This window comes from Mycoplana sp. MJR14 (assembly GCF_029210525.1).
In the GTDB taxonomy this organism is placed as follows: Bacteria; Pseudomonadota; Alphaproteobacteria; order Rhizobiales; family Rhizobiaceae; genus Mycoplana.
On sequence record NZ_JARGEO010000003.1, the window covers coordinates 216696 to 230370 of the forward strand.

Annotated in this window: 13 protein-coding genes; 6 read left to right on the forward strand and 7 right to left on the reverse strand. The window is 67.3% G+C overall.

The features are described from left to right. Positions 1–9: 9 nt before the first annotated feature. From P0086_RS09010 to P0086_RS09035, 6 genes are all read left to right on the forward strand, one after another. Positions 10–864 carry a D-amino-acid transaminase gene (locus tag P0086_RS09010; protein ID WP_275784787.1) on the forward strand — a complete coding sequence of 285 codons (855 nt, stop codon included), beginning with the start codon at positions 10–12 and terminating at the stop codon, positions 862–864. 190 nt (positions 865–1054) lie between these two features. Beyond that, complete coding sequence (locus tag P0086_RS09015; protein ID WP_112595040.1) at positions 1055–1978, forward strand: DMT family transporter; 924 nt, start codon at positions 1055–1057, stop codon at positions 1976–1978. Positions 1979–2112: 134 nt separating this feature from the next. After that, positions 2113–2757: a DUF47 domain-containing protein gene (locus P0086_RS09020; protein ID WP_112613224.1), complete on the forward strand. Its 645-nt coding sequence runs from the start codon at positions 2113–2115 to the stop codon at positions 2755–2757. Further along, on the forward strand, positions 2757–3767 hold the full coding sequence (locus P0086_RS09025; protein ID WP_112595044.1) for an inorganic phosphate transporter: 1011 nt from the start codon (positions 2757–2759) through the stop codon (positions 3765–3767). The genes P0086_RS09020 and P0086_RS09025 overlap by 1 nt, the downstream gene beginning before the upstream one ends. Before the next feature lie 247 nt (positions 3768–4014). Further along, on the forward strand, positions 4015–5457 hold the full coding sequence (locus tag P0086_RS09030; protein WP_148652049.1) for a DUF3300 domain-containing protein: 1443 nt from the start codon (positions 4015–4017) through the stop codon (positions 5455–5457). 22 nt (positions 5458–5479) lie between these two features. Continuing rightward, entirely contained in the window at positions 5480–6445 is a 966-nt protein-coding gene (locus P0086_RS09035; protein WP_275784791.1) for a DUF2950 family protein, read from the forward strand. A gap of 62 nt (positions 6446–6507) precedes the next feature. On the opposite strand, the gene P0086_RS09040 is transcribed toward P0086_RS09035, so the two are convergent. From P0086_RS09040 to P0086_RS09070, 7 genes are all read right to left on the reverse strand, one after another. Beyond that, positions 6508–7287, reverse strand: a complete 780-nt coding sequence (locus P0086_RS09040) for a carbon-nitrogen hydrolase family protein (RefSeq protein WP_275784793.1) — start codon at positions 7285–7287, stop codon at positions 6508–6510. Between the two features lie 90 nt (positions 7288–7377). Continuing rightward, complete coding sequence (locus tag P0086_RS09045) at positions 7378–8598, reverse strand: hypothetical protein (RefSeq protein ID WP_275785256.1); 1221 nt, start codon at positions 8596–8598, stop codon at positions 7378–7380. Positions 8599–8716: 118 nt separating this feature from the next. Next, positions 8717–9448, reverse strand: a complete 732-nt coding sequence (gene hutC / locus P0086_RS09050; RefSeq protein WP_112595053.1) for a histidine utilization repressor — start codon at positions 9446–9448, stop codon at positions 8717–8719. Positions 9449–9508: 60 nt separating this feature from the next. Then, positions 9509–10522 (reverse strand): alcohol dehydrogenase catalytic domain-containing protein, encoded by a 1014-nt coding sequence (locus tag P0086_RS09055; protein ID WP_275784795.1) that lies wholly within the window; start codon positions 10520–10522, stop codon positions 9509–9511. 3 nt (positions 10523–10525) lie between these two features. Beyond that, entirely contained in the window at positions 10526–11854 is a 1329-nt protein-coding gene (hisD, locus tag P0086_RS09060) for a histidinol dehydrogenase (protein ID WP_275784797.1), read from the reverse strand. A gap of 37 nt (positions 11855–11891) precedes the next feature. After that, on the reverse strand, positions 11892–12692 hold the full coding sequence (locus tag P0086_RS09065; RefSeq protein WP_112613229.1) for an ABC transporter permease: 801 nt from the start codon (positions 12690–12692) through the stop codon (positions 11892–11894). A gap of 13 nt (positions 12693–12705) precedes the next feature. Next, the gene (locus P0086_RS09070; RefSeq protein ID WP_275784799.1) at positions 12706–13650 is read right to left on the reverse strand and encodes an ABC transporter permease; all 945 of its coding nucleotides are present in this window, start codon (positions 13648–13650) and stop codon (positions 12706–12708) included. Between the last annotated feature and the right edge of the window lie 25 nt (positions 13651–13675).

Consider the following 13675-nt stretch of genomic DNA (forward strand, 5'->3'; position numbering starts at 1 on the left):
GACATCCTTTTGACCCGTATCGTCTACCTGAACGGCGCCTGGTTCCCCGAGGCAGACGCCAAGGTCTCCGTCTTTGACCGCGGCTTCCTCTTTGCCGACGCGATCTACGAGGTGACGGCCGTGATCGGCGGCAGGCTCATCGAGTATGCCGGCCACGCCGCCCGCCTGCAGAGGTCCCTGGCCGAACTCGCCCTGCAACTCCCCCTGTCCCCGGAGGAGCTGTTGGCCGTCCATCGCGACATCGTCCGGCGCAACGACCTGCAGGAGGGTCTGATCTATCTGCAGGTCTCGCGCGGGGCTGCCGACCGCGACTTCTCCTATCCGAAGGACGCGGTCCCGACGGTCGTCCTGTTCACCCAGGCCAAGCCGGTTCTCGACAATCCGCGGGCAAAGACCGGAATATCGGTGGTGACGCAGCCCGATCTCCGCTGGGCGCGCCGGGACATCAAGACGGTGCAACTGCTCTATCCCTCCATGGCCAAGATGGAGGCCGCACGGCTCGGAGCCGACGATGCCTGGCTGGTCGAGGACGGCTTCGTCACCGAGGCGACGTCCGCAACCGCCCATATCGTGACGCGGGACGGTACGCTGGTTACCCGGGAGCTGTCGAACGCGATCCTGCACGGCATCACCCGCGCGAGCACGCTGGAAATCGCGCGGGGGGCCGGCATTCCCGTCGACGTGCGCCCGTTCACGCCGGAAGATGCGCTGGGCGCGGCGGAGGCCTTCATCACCTCGGCGACGAGTTTCGTGCTGCCTGTGACGCGGATCGACGGCCGGCCGGTCGGCAATGGCGTTCCGGGCCCGGTGACGGCGCGGCTGCGCGAACTCTACATCGCCGAAAAGCTCGCCAGCGCCATCTGAAACTGCGACAGAGGCGCGTCCGGTGGACGCCTCGGGGCGGAATGGCCAAGCGGCGAACGCCCAGAAGCGCCGGGCCTGTCCCGCACATGGATTGCGGGGTGCGGCCCTGCCGGGCCACCCGCTTTCTTTCCTGTTGTCTCACGACCCACCGTGCGGTAGCGGACGGCGTCCTCTCCTTTTCGAAGCCCTCATGTTCCTGTCCGAGATCCTCGCCATTTCCGCCGCCGCCTGCATTGCGCTGAGCGGCATGATCATCGGCGAACTCGCCGGCCGGGTGCCGCTGCTCGTCTTGACGCGCTGGCAGATGGTCGCAAGCTTCCTGATGACGGGCGCCGCTTCGCTCGCCGTCGGAGGGTGGTCGACGATCGCGCCGTGGCAGGCGGGCGCGCTGGCGCTGTCGAGCCTGTTCGGGATCATCATCGCGAGCACCACCTATTTCGCAGCGATCTTCATCGCCGGGCCGCGCCAGACCGCGCTGCTGTTTTCGCTGACCGCACCGTTTGCCTTGTTATCCGGCTACCTTTGGCTCGGCGAGACGGTGTCGGTCCAGCAGGGTTTCGGCATCGCGCTCGTGCTTGCGGGCGTGCTGCTGGCGATCGGCGCCGGCAAGCCGCGCCAGGACGGCAGGCGTCAGGGTAGGACGGATGCGGCCTCGCCGCCCGGCCGGCTTGCCCTCGGGGTCGCGCTCGGCGTGATCACCGCGCTCGGCCAGGCGCTCGGCAGCCTGGCCGCACGACCGGCGATGGCGGCGGGCGCCGAGCCGTTCACCGCCATGGCGATCCGCTCCGGCATCGCGGCCCTCTTCTTCGTGGCACTCCTGCCGCTCGGCGTCCCCGGGACGCGGAGCGCCGTCGTCCTGCCCATGCGCACGCGCCTGCTTGCGATTGCTTCCGCCTTCTTCGGCACCGGTCTCGGCATGTCGCTGCTGATGGCGGCGCTCGCACACGGCAATGTCGGCATCGTCTCGACGCTGTCGTCGCTGACGCCGGTCCTGATCCTGCCGATGGTCTGGGCGCGGACGGGCCATGCGCCGCCCGCCTCCGCCTGGGCCGGCGCGCTTCTGGCCGTCGCCGGCACCGCGCTGATCAGCCTGCAGATCGGCCCTGCGCCCTGAAAACGCCCGGTCCGGAGCAAGATTGTGTGCCTTTTGCGCAAGCAAGCCGGTGATATCCGGCAGGCTGCATCTTTCCATTCCGGCCGCAACCCGTTAATGGCTGTCGCAAAACTGTCATACATGGGAAAACTATCGTGCTGAGTTGGTTTCGCGCCCTGATGCCCCGGGAAGACCGGTTCTTCGACCTGTTCGATGCGCATGCGCTGACCGTAGTCGAGGCCGCCGAGGCGCTCGAGCAGGTCCTCGCTGGCGGTCCGGACCTCGAGCGGCATTGCACGAGGATCGTCGAACTCGAGGACAAGGCCGACCGGATCACCGCCGACGTGCTACTGGCCGTGCGCAAGAGCTTCATCACGCCCTTCGACCGCGGCGACATCAAGGACCTGATCCAGTCGCTCGACGACGCCATCGACATGATGCACAAGACCGTCAAGACGATCCGCCTGTTCGAGCAGAAGAGCTTCGACCCCGGCATGCGGGAGATGGGCGCGATCATCGTCAAGGCCGCCCGCCTCGTCGCCGAGGCCGTGCCGCTGCTCCACAAGATCGGGGCCAATGCGACGCGCCTGAACACGATCGCCGAGGAGGTGATGCGCATCGAGGGCCGTGCCGACGAGCTGCACGAGAAGGGGCTGAAGGACCTGTTCCAGCGCCATGGCGCCGCCAACCCGATGGCCTACATGATCGGCAGCGAGCTCTACGGCGAGCTGGAGAAGGTCGTCGATCGCTTCGAGGACGTGGCGAACGAAATCAGCGGCATCGTGATCGAGAACGTCTGATGGAGGCGACCCTCGCTCTTCCGTTGCTGGTGGCCCTCATCGGCATCGCGCTCCTGTTCGACTTCCTGAACGGCCTGCACGACGCGGCGAACTCGATCGCGACGATCGTCTCGACGCGGGTGCTGCGGCCGCAGTTCGCGGTGATGTGGGCCGCCTTCTTCAATTTCATCGCCTTCCTGTTCTTCGGGCTGCATGTGGCCGAGACGATCGGGAGAGGGATCATCGACCCGGCGATCGTCTCGCCGGCGGTGATCTTCTCCGCCCTGATGGGGGCGATCATCTGGAACGTCGTCACCTGGCTGTTCGGCATTCCCTCGAGCTCCTCGCATGCCCTGATCGGCGGCCTCGTCGGCGCCGGACTGGCCAGGAGCGGTTTTGATTCGATTGTGCTGTCGGGTGTCCTCAAGACGGTGGGCGCGATCTTCCTGTCGCCGGCGATCGGGTTCTTCCTGGCCCTGATGCTGGTTCTGCTCGTCTCCTGGATCTGCGTGCGGCAGACGCCGTTCGCCGTTGACAACGCGTTCCGCGGCCTGCAGTTCGTCTCCGCTTCGCTCTATTCGCTCGGCCACGGCGGCAACGATGCGCAGAAGACCATGGGCATCATCGCCGTCCTGCTCTATTCCCAGGGGCATCTCGGCCCGGAATTCCACGTCCCGCTCTGGGTGGTGATCACCTGCCAGGCCGCGATCGCGCTCGGCACGCTGTTCGGCGGCTGGCGCATCGTCCACACGATGGGTTCGAAGATTACCCGGCTCAACCCGATGCAGGGCTTCTGCGCGGAGACCGGCGGCGCGATCACGCTGTTTGCCGCCACCTGGCTCGGCATCCCGGTCTCGACCACGCACACCATCACCGGGGCGATCATCGGCGTCGGCGCGGCGCGGCGCCTCTCGGCGGTGCGCTGGGGGCTTGCCGGCAACATCGTCATCGCCTGGTTCATAACCCTGCCGGCGGCAGCGCTCGTCTCCGCCCTCACCTACTGGATCGTCGGCCTTTTCGGCGGCCACTGAACCGGGCACACCTTCTCGGTGCGCGGGAGCTCCGCACGGGCAAACGGCCCGTAGCGGACATACGCGCGTGGTTACATGTAGCTCCCTTGATCGCACTATCTTTGCCTCCGCAGTTGGAGGATAGTGATGATCCGACGATCGACCATGCCGTGTCCGGGAGGGCTTGCCTGAAAGCGGCCGCGCGGCGATGGCGGGGCATCCGGGACTGAAGCAATGTTCGGCGCAAGCCGCGGGAGGGCTGAAGGTCATGGGATTCGACGGGTTTTCACGTTCGTTGCGCTGGTCTCTTGTCATCGCCTTGCCGCTGGCCTTCGTCGGCGGGCTGGCGCCTGTTTCCCGGGCACTGGCGCAGCAGCAGACGGCGGCTGCGTCCGGCGCCGCTGGCGAAGCGGCAGACGAGCAGCCGGATCTCCTGACCGCGGACGAGCTGGAAGTGCTGGTGGCGCGCATCGCGCTCTACCCGGACGAGCTGGTCGCCCTCGTCAGTTCCGCCTCGCTCTATCCGCTGCAGATCGTCGAGGCGGAGCGTTTCCTGGGCCAGAAGGAGAAGGACAAGGACCTGCAGCCGAAGGACAGCTGGGACGACAGCGTCATTTCGCTGCTCAACTATCCCGACATCGTCAAGATGATGAGCGAGGACCTCGAGTGGACGCAGGCGCTGGGCAGCGCGCTCGCCTATCAGCAGAAGGACGTGCTGATGGCGATCCAGACGCTGCGCGACAAGGCTGTCGCGGACGGCGTCATCAAGACCGACGACAAGGTCAAGATCGTCAACGAGGGCGACAACGTCGTCATCCAGCCGGCCGATCCGGAGAAGGTCTACGTGCCGCGCTACGAGCCGGAAATGCTCTACGAGCCCGGCTATGCGCCGGCGCCGATCAGCTACTACGAGGACCCCTACCCCAACTACTACTATCCGTCCGCGCCCTATTTCGCCGCCGCGGTCACCGGGGCTGCGATCTGGGCCGCGACCGTCGACTGGGACGATTGGGGCGTGTGGGGCGGCCGCTGGGACGGTGATGTCGACATCGATTGCGACAAGTGCTTCAACGACATCGATATCGATCGCGACAAGTTCAAGATGAACGACGTCGACTGGAAGAACGTCGACCGGTCGAAGATCAAGTTCGACAAGAACCAGTTGGCGAATGTCGACCGCGACAGGATGAAGAACGAGTTCAAGGCCAACCGCGACAACAATATTTCCAAGCGCGCGAAGGACGTCCGCAAATCCGGCGGCGACATCGCTGCCAAACGGAGCGGGAAAGTCTCGGTCGACGATATTCGCAAGAGCAAGGTGGATGCGGATCGCGCCCGCCAGCGCGCGGGCTCGGCCGACAGGGCGCGCGGCGGCGGCCAGGCTGCGGCCGCCCGCCGGGATGGCGGAGGTGCGGTCAACCGCGCAGGCGGTTCCGCCGCGAGCAAGAAGGTGGCAAGCGCCAAGCCGAAGAACGTCAACCGGCAGGCCAACAAGCCGCGCCCCGGCGGACAGGTGCAGAAGCGCTCCGGCGGCAAGCCGTCGGCGCTCGGCAAGGTGAACAACCGCAAGCAGACGCAATTCGCCTCCCAGCGCGGACGGCAGTCGATGAGCGGCGGCGGGCATCGCCGGTCGCATGCCTCCGGCGGCGGCCGCCGTGGCGGCGGCGGTGGCGTCAGGCCGCGTGGTGGCGGTGGCGGTCGCAGGCGTTGAGGCAACCGGTCGGGAGGCTAGGATGAGACGTACAGCTTTCGATAGGGTGGCATTACCGTTCGCTGCCGCAATCCTTCTGGGCACGGCGATCGTTCCGCTGCCGGCGGCCGCCGCCGAGACGGAGGAGGATGTCCCGCTCACCGAATACCTGTCGGAAAAGGATCCGCCCGAATTCGACAGCCCGGAAAAGGCGGTGGATGCGTTCAAGTCGGCGGTGACGAATGGCGGCTTCGATCAACTGGCGGAACTGCTCGGACTCGACGCGGCCAAGGCGAAGACCAACGAAGACGCGATGGATACCTTCGCCGACATCCAGGCGGGCGTGCAGGAAAAGGTCGTCCTCGTCGATCAGGGTGCGGACAAGGTCCTCGAGATCGGCAACATCCTGTGGCCGCTCCCCTTCCCGCTCGTCCGCCACGACGATGGCAAATGGGCCTTCGATACGCTCGCAGGCCTCGACGAGATCGCCGACCGGCACGTCGGGGAGAACGAGCTGGAGACCATCGAGACGCTGAAGGCCTATGTCGATGCCCAGGAGGACTATGCGTCCGAGGATCGCGACGGCGACGGCGTTCTCGAATACGCCCAGCGGCTGATCAGCAGCGAGGGGGCCCATGACGGGCTCTACTGGCCCGCCGAGCAGGGCGACGCGGAGCAGAGTCCGGCCGGTCCAGCGCTCGCCGACGGCGACGCATTCGAAAAGGCGAAGGCCGGAGAGGGCTATCACGGCTACCGCTACCGCATTCTCGGCGGTCAGGGGGACAACATCGCCGGCGGTAAATACGACTATGTCATCAACGGCAACATGATCGCCGGCCACGGTGTCGTCGCCTGGCCGGTCAGATACGGCATCTCGGGCGTGAAGACCTTCCTCGTCAACAAGAACGGCATCATCTACGAGGCCGACCTCGGCGAGAACACGCCGGAAATCGCCTCGAGGATCCGCACCTTCAACCCGAACGACGAATGGGACATCGTCGCCGAGTGATGGCGCGGGAGGGAGGGCCCTGCCTGCAGGGCCGAACGCCTGAGGCGGCCGCGCCGCTTGCCTCAGACCTGGCGGGCCAGGTCGGCGAGATAGGTGTTCTCCGCGCGCGAGCCCGCATAGGCGGCCGGATCGATCTCTGCAAAAATCAGCGCCTCCCCTTCCGCCGGCGCCTGCACCAGCAGGTTGCCGTCCGGGGCGGCGATGCGTGACAGGCCGGCATAGCCGAAGGAGGGGTCGGCGCCGCAATGATTGACGTAGGCGACGAAGACCTGGTTTTCGAAGGCGCGGACCTGGATCATCTTCTCGGCGACGAAGGTTCCGGACGCGCCCATGGGCAACGCCGTCGGCACGACGACGAGGTCGACGCCGGCGAGCGCCAGCCGGCGGACGTTCTCCGGAAACTCGACGTCGTAGCAGATCAGCATGCCGAGATTGAGCCCGCACAGCTTGACCTGGACCGAGGAGGGAACGTCGGGACGGAACCACTGCCGTTCGTAGTCGCCATAGAGATGGGACTTGCGATAGACGGCATTCGTCCCGATGCCGTCGGTAAAGAGGGCACTGTTATAGACGTCGTCGCCATCGCGCTCGGCAAAGCCCGCGATGATGGCAAGGCCGCTCTCGCGCGCGATGGCGGAGAGCCTCTCCGCGACCGCGCCGTCGGCGGGCGAGGCGATGTCGGGAAAGGCGGCACCGGCGCCGTAGCCCGTCACCGCGAGCTCCGGCGCGACGAGCAGCTTCGCCCCGCCCGCGGCGGCCCTCTTCGCAGCGTCGGCGATCCGCGCGATGTTGGCATCGACGTCGCCGGGAACGGCCTGCATCTGCACGGCTGCGATTTTCATGCATTGTCCTCCCGCTTGTTGGCGCCCTGGAATATGGGGGTTTCCTGACCGTTTGCAATCATGTCCAGCGCGGCCTGGCGCCGCATGCCGTCATGCCCGCGCGGGATCGATCGCATCGAGGAAGCGCGACACGACGTCGTCGCCCGTCACCGGCTCGCTGCCCGCCATGACGGCGACGGAAAAGCCGATCAGCGAGGAGACCGGATTGTGGGTCGTCGCACCCGCCCTGAGGTTCATGACCAGCGTCGGGCAGAGGAACAGGCCGAGCCGGAGCACCGTCCGCCAGTCGGCCGGAAGCATGCCGCGCGCCGCGAGTTGGGCGAGCAACGGCCGCCACAGCCGTTCCGCCTTCACCTGCAGCAGCCCGAGCCGCACTTCGCTCGGCGCCCAGTCGGTGGTGACGTCGAGCACGCCGTCGGCATAGGTGGCCGTCGCCGCATAGCGCTCTGCTGCCATTGCCGGATCGTAGAGCCACAGCGGGTGGGCGAGGATATTGTGGAAGGTCGTCTTGATCTCGGCAAGCAGCGTCGGCACATGCTCGCCGGCAAAGGCCGGATCGAAGAAGGCAAGCGATGCCCGGCCCTCCTTCTCCTGGTACCAGACATTGGCATTGTGGGCGTCGCCATGGGCGGTGACGCCGCCGGCGTCGGCAAGGGCTTCCGGCTTCAGCCGCTGTACGGCGGCATCGAAGAGCGCGCCGACCGTACGCGTGTAGAGGGTGCCGTTGACGCGGAAGCGTGCCTTCGCGAAGGCCTCCCAGCCGAGGCTGACGCCGGGAAAGGCGAATTCCTGCCCGACATAGAAGCCTGCGAGCCGCCCGCCGGGATAGCGGCCGTCCGGATGCTCGACGAGCCGGTCGTAGAAGAGCCGATGGACGGGCTCGGCCGCAGCCTGTTGCGGCGTCACGGCATGCAGCGTCCGGCGATAGACGGCGAGGACGGCGTCCGAGAGGCCCGTCTCGGCAGCGATGGCAAGCCTGGTTCCCTCGGCATCCGGCTCAAGATCGAGCGCGCGCAGCACGTCGGAGAAGCGCGGGTCGGTCCGGCGCCGGTAGACGAGGATCTGTTCTCCCGGCAGGACGGACATCAGCACCGGCTGGTCGACCGGCAGCCCGGCGCGGGCGAGGATGTCGGCGCGGTAGTATTCGCCGCTCATCGCCTCCTCGCCGTCCTCCTGGTGGAACTTGAAGAAGAAGCCGCCCTCCGGCGTCTCGAAGAAGCCGTTCAGCGAATTGAGGCTGTACTGGTCGCGGTTGATCGTCAGACCGGTGGCCTCGACGGCGAACAGATCGCGCAGAAGCGCGACGAGCATGGCTTCCGCCGCACCGTCGCCCGCGCCGGCGAGCCTGCGGATTTCCGCGGTTCTGCTGAGGGCAATGCTCATGGATGTGGGCTCCTGTGGGCCATGGCCGGCACGTGGCCGCCATGCTTCATCGGCTGTTCGGGCGATAGCGGCTGCCGAGCGTGTAGCGGCTGCCGACATAGGTGAAGATGTTGACGGTGGCGACGAGCGGGCCGCTCCAGGTCTTCCGGTCGAGCACCAGGCAACTGTCTCCCGGCTGGATATGGAGCAGGCGCGCCTCCTGCGCCCCGGCGGGGCGTGCGCTGATCAGATGCTCCACTTCCGTCAGCGGCGTGGCGTTCTGCAGATATTCGTAGGTGGCCGTCGTCCTGAAATCCTGGTCGACATAGCCGGCAACCAGAGCGGGGTTGACGTAGCGCTCCTCGAGCTGCACCGGCAGGTCGTTCTCGAAGTGGATGATGACGGAATGGTCCACCGGCCGGGCGGAGGCGAACTCGAAGGCGAGCAGCAACTGCGGCGTTGGCCGTTCGATCCGTTCCAGCACCACGACCTCGGCGCGGTGGCGGCTGCCGCGGCCGCGGATCTCGGTGGCGATGTTGCTGATCTCGATCAGCGTCGACTGCGGCTTCGGCGGGGCGACGAAGGTGCCGACGCCCTGGATGCGGCGCAGATGCCCCTCGGACGTCAGCTCGCGCAGGGCCCGGTGCACGGTCATGCGGGAGACGCCGAGCGCGGAGACGAGCTCGTTTTCGGACGGCAGGCGGGTGTTTCTCGCCCACTTGCCGCTGCCGATGTTGCCGAGCACGAAATCCTTGACCTTCTCGTAGAGGGGGGATGCGGAATCGGAAAGCACGTCCATGGTCTTTGTCTCCCGCCAGGTTGTCGGCCTGTTGCATGGGGCGGCGGTCGCAGCCGCCCGTCAGTCGGCGATCGCCACGATGGTCTTGAGCGCGGCCGCCTCGCCCCTCAAGAGCCGGATGTAGGCGTCGGGCACCGCGTCCAGCGACGGCAGCACCTCGCACAGGCGGTCCAGCGGATCGGCAAGCCGCGGCAGGAGCGCCACGGCCTCGGGCAGTTCCTCGGCAAAGGCATGGCAGCCGACGAGCGCGATCTCGCGTTCCACCAGGATGTTCGGATCGAAATCGAGCCGGCCATGGCTGATGCCGACGAGCGCCAGGGCGCCGCCGCCGTGCAGAAGATGAAGCGCCTGGGCGATCGCGGCGGTGCTTCCCGTCGCGTCGATCGCATAGCGCAACCGTGCGCCGCCCAAGGCCGACGCGATGGCTCCGGCATCGAGCGCGACGGGGTGGCCGCCGGTCAGTCGTGCGACAACCTCCGTCCGGGCGGCATTGCGGTCGGCCAAGACGAGCGGGCCGTCGTGCAGGTCCGAAAGCAGGAGCGCGGCCAGGCCGCCGATGGTGCCGCAGCCGACGACGAGCACCGGTTCGCCGGCACGCGGGGCCAGGCGGCGCACGGCGTGCAGCGCCACGGCAAGCGGTTCCGCCATCGCCGCGACCTTCGCCGGCACCGAGGCCGCGTGCCGCACGAGGAGCCGCGCCGGCAGCTGGACCGCTTCGGCAAAGCCGCCGTCGCAGACCTCGCCGACGAAGCCGAGCGCCTCGCAGACATTGGTACGGCCGCTCTTGCAGGATGCGCACTCGCCGCACCAGAAGCGCGAATCCGCCACGACGAGATCGCCGACGGAGAGGTCGCCCACCCCTTCGCCCACCGCCGTCACCCGGCCGCAGAACTCGTGGCCGGCCGTCGACGGTCGGCGGCTGATCCATTGACCGGTGCGATAGTTGTGCAGGTCGGAGCCGCAGATGCCGGCGGCACGAACCTCGAGGGTGACGAAGCCGGCCGGCGGGGCGCCGGGCCTTTCGACCTCCTCGACCCGCAGATCCATGGCGTCGTGCAGCCGGACCGCCTTCATCGCTCAGGCATCCTTCTTCAGGTAGGCCTCGCGCAGCGGCGAGACGGCGAGCGCATGCGAGGAGAAGCCCTCGTAGAGCGCGAGGTTGTGGGAGTGCTTTGCAAATTCCGGATAGGCCGGCGCGGTGACGTAGCCGATCGAGCTGCGCTTGACGAAGTCGGTGACCGACAGCGGCCCGAAGGTGCGCGCCCAGCGGCTGGTCGGCAGGACCGCGTTCGGCCCCAGCGAGAAATTGGCGATGCTCACCGGCGTGTGCGTGCCCATCAGGATCTCGGAGGCCTCGGTGATGTGGCCGAGATGGATGAAGGGTTCGGTGGAGAGAAGCTCCAGGTGCTCCGGAGCATAGGCGTTGACGAAGGCGTAGCTCTCCTCGATCGAGGACGTCAGCACGACGCCGCCGGTCTTGCCGGTCAGCACGGCCCTGGAGAAAGCGACGCGCTGCTCGGTCATCCTGCTCCAGTGCTCGGGGAGCGCGGCCAGCGCCTGCTCGGCGACGCGGCGGCTGTGGGTGACGAGGTAGGCCGAGGAATCCGGGCCGTGCTCGGCCTCGATCAGGAGGTCGAGGGCGGCGAGGCCGCCGTGGACGGTGTCGTCGGCGAGGATCATCACTTCCGAGGGGCCGGCCGGCAGGCCGGTGTCGATGACGCCGGAGAGCGCCCGCTTGGCGGCCACGACCCAGGGGCTGCCGGGGCCGACGATCTTCAGCGCCGGCTTCACCGTTTCGGTGCCGTAGGCGACGGCGGCGACGGCCTGGGCGCCGCCGACCTTGTAGACGGTCTCGACGCCGGCGAGGCGGGCGGCGACGAGGGTTGCCGCATCGACCGTGCCATCGGGCGCCGGCGGCGTGATGATCGCGAGATCGGGAACGCCGGCGACGACCGCCGGCACCGACGTCATCATGGTGACGGAGGGAAACGAGCCTTTGCCGCGCGGGACGTAGAGCGCCACGGACCGGATCGGCGTGAAGCGGTCGCCGGCAAAGGCGCCGGGCCGGATCTCCTTCAGCCACATGGCCTCCGGCTTCTGCTCCTCGTGGAAATGGCGGATGTTGTCGATGCCGAACTTGATCGATTCAAGGACGCTGCCTTCGACCAGCTTGAAGGCGGCGTCGAATTCGGCCTCGGTCACCTTCAGGTTCGCCTCAGTGACGGCAGCCTTGTCGAGGTCGCGGCCGAAGCGGGCCAGTGCGGCGTCGCCCTCGGTGCGCACGGCCTCGAGGATCGGCGCGACCTTTTCGATGAAGCCGGAAATATCGGTCTCCGAGCGACGCAGCAGCGCGGCCTTCGCGTCGGCGGAGAGCGTCGCATATTCGTAGAATGACACGTCAGTCATGGCTTTGTCCTTCATGCCGGCCCGTTCGGCCGCTCCGTCATTTCGATTTGAGGAATATGTCGAGGCCGACCAGCCGGTCGAGCACCGCGATCGCGATCGCCGCGCTTGCGATGAACACCACCGATATGGCGGCGAGATCGGGCGTGATGATCGAACGGATCGAATTGTAGATCTGGACCGGCAGGGTGACGCTGCGCGCATCGACCAGAAGCAGGCTGACCAGGAACTCGTTGAGCGCCAGGATGAACATCAGGAGCGAGCCGGTGATGACGCCCGGCAGCACGGCGGGAAGCGTGATGTAGAGGAAGCGCTGCAGCGGCGGCGCGCCGCAATTGGCGGCGGCGAGTTCCAGGTCGGGCGACAGGTTGCTGGCGCTCGCCGTCACCGCCCAGATCATGAACGGCAGGTTGATGACGCAGCAGGCGATGCCGACCGGCCAGAGGCTGCCGAGCACGCCCATGTTGCCGAACACCAGCATCATGCCGATCCCCGAGCCGATCAGCGGGATGGTGAAGGGCAGCAGCAGGTAGATCTGGATCGATCGGGCGAAGCGGACGCGATACTTGGCGAGCGCGATGCCGGCGAGCGTTCCGACCGGGATCGAGACGATCGTGCAGATGCTGGCGACGATCAGCGAGCGGACGAAGGCCTGGCGCAGGTCGCTCGCCTGGGCGATCGCGCCGTACCACTTCAGCGACAGTCCTTCCGGCGGGAAGGTGATGATGTTGCCGGCGGTGAACGAGGCGCCGAGCACCACGATCGTCGGCGCCGACAGCATGACGAGGGCCGTGACCACGAAGGTCCAGATGACGATGGACTTGCTGCGGCTGCCGGTCATTTGCCCACTCCCGTCATTTGCGCTCTCCCGTCATGGCGAGCGTGCCGGCGCCGAACAGCATGAAGACGAGCCCGACCAGAAGCGAGCCGACGGCGACAAGCAGCAGCGACAGCGTGGCGCCCATGCCCTGGTCGGAGGTGCGGAAGAACTGGTCGTAGATGGCGTTGGCGATGAAATCCTGCGAGCCGCCGCCGAGGATGGCCGGAATGGCGAAGTCCGTCAGCGACAGCGTGACGACGACGAGGCCGGCGCCGACCAGGCCGGGGCGGGCGAGCGGCAGCACCACATGGCGGAAGGTGCCAAGCCAGGTGGCGCCGAGCGAGCTCGCGGCCGCCTCCAGCTCGGCCGGGATCGCCGTCAGCGCCGGCGCCAGCATCAAGACGGCAAAGGGCAGCATGTACTGGATGAGCCCGAACAGGACGGCCGGGTAATTGTAGAGAAGCCGCATCGGCGGTACGCCGACGAGCCCCAGCGCCTCGTTCACCATGCCCTGGTTGCCGAGGATGATCAGCCAGCCATAGGCGCGCACCACCTGGCCGATGAAGAAGGGCAGGAACAGCGCCACCAGCAGGACCTTGCGCAGTGCCGAGGACGGCGTGCGCACCATCAGGTAGGCGTAGGGAAAGGCGAGAATCAGGGTGATCACGGTGACGATCACCGAGCCGAGCAGGCTGCGTCCGGCGACGGTGGCGAAGAAGCTTTCGGTCAGCGCCCGCCGGTAGTTGGCGAGCGTGTAGTCCTCCGACATCAGGAAGGTCGAGGTATCGAGGACGCGCAGGCTGGAATCGCCGATCTGGACCAGGCCGAGCACGAGGATGCCGACGAGGAGGACGGCCGGCGCCAGCATCAGATAAGGCAAGGCCTTCGCGAAGCGGGCCGGCCAGAGGCGGGCGGCGATGGCTTCGAGCATGTCCATGACGCGCCACGTCAGGGGATAGGCGGCACGGGATTTGAGCATGGTTTCGGTCCTGCTGGCGATCTGT

Excerpts from the sequence above, each read along its gene's own strand:
- P0086_RS09045 (WP_275785256.1), bottom strand. The coding sequence starts at position 8,598 with ATGCTCGTCGCGCTTCTGCGCGATCTGTTCGCCGTCGAGGCCACCGGT.
- P0086_RS09040 (WP_275784793.1), bottom strand. The coding sequence starts at position 7,287 with ATGAAAATCGCAGCCGTGCAGATGCAGGCCGTTCCCGGCGACGTCGAT.
- P0086_RS09030 (WP_148652049.1), top strand. The coding sequence starts at position 4,015 with ATGGGATTCGACGGGTTTTCACGTTCGTTGCGCTGGTCTCTTGTCATC.
- hisD (WP_275784797.1), bottom strand. The coding sequence starts at position 11,854 with ATGACTGACGTGTCATTCTACGAATATGCGACGCTCTCCGCCGACGCG.
- P0086_RS09025 (WP_112595044.1), top strand. The coding sequence starts at position 2,757 with ATGGAGGCGACCCTCGCTCTTCCGTTGCTGGTGGCCCTCATCGGCATC.
- P0086_RS09065 (WP_112613229.1), bottom strand. The coding sequence starts at position 12,692 with ATGACCGGCAGCCGCAGCAAGTCCATCGTCATCTGGACCTTCGTGGTC.
- P0086_RS09035 (WP_275784791.1), top strand. The coding sequence starts at position 5,480 with ATGAGACGTACAGCTTTCGATAGGGTGGCATTACCGTTCGCTGCCGCA.
- P0086_RS09015 (WP_112595040.1), top strand. The coding sequence starts at position 1,055 with ATGTTCCTGTCCGAGATCCTCGCCATTTCCGCCGCCGCCTGCATTGCG.
- P0086_RS09070 (WP_275784799.1), bottom strand. The coding sequence starts at position 13,650 with ATGCTCAAATCCCGTGCCGCCTATCCCCTGACGTGGCGCGTCATGGAC.
- P0086_RS09055 (WP_275784795.1), bottom strand. The coding sequence starts at position 10,522 with ATGAAGGCGGTCCGGCTGCACGACGCCATGGATCTGCGGGTCGAGGAG.
- hutC (WP_112595053.1), bottom strand. The coding sequence starts at position 9,448 with ATGGACGTGCTTTCCGATTCCGCATCCCCCCTCTACGAGAAGGTCAAG.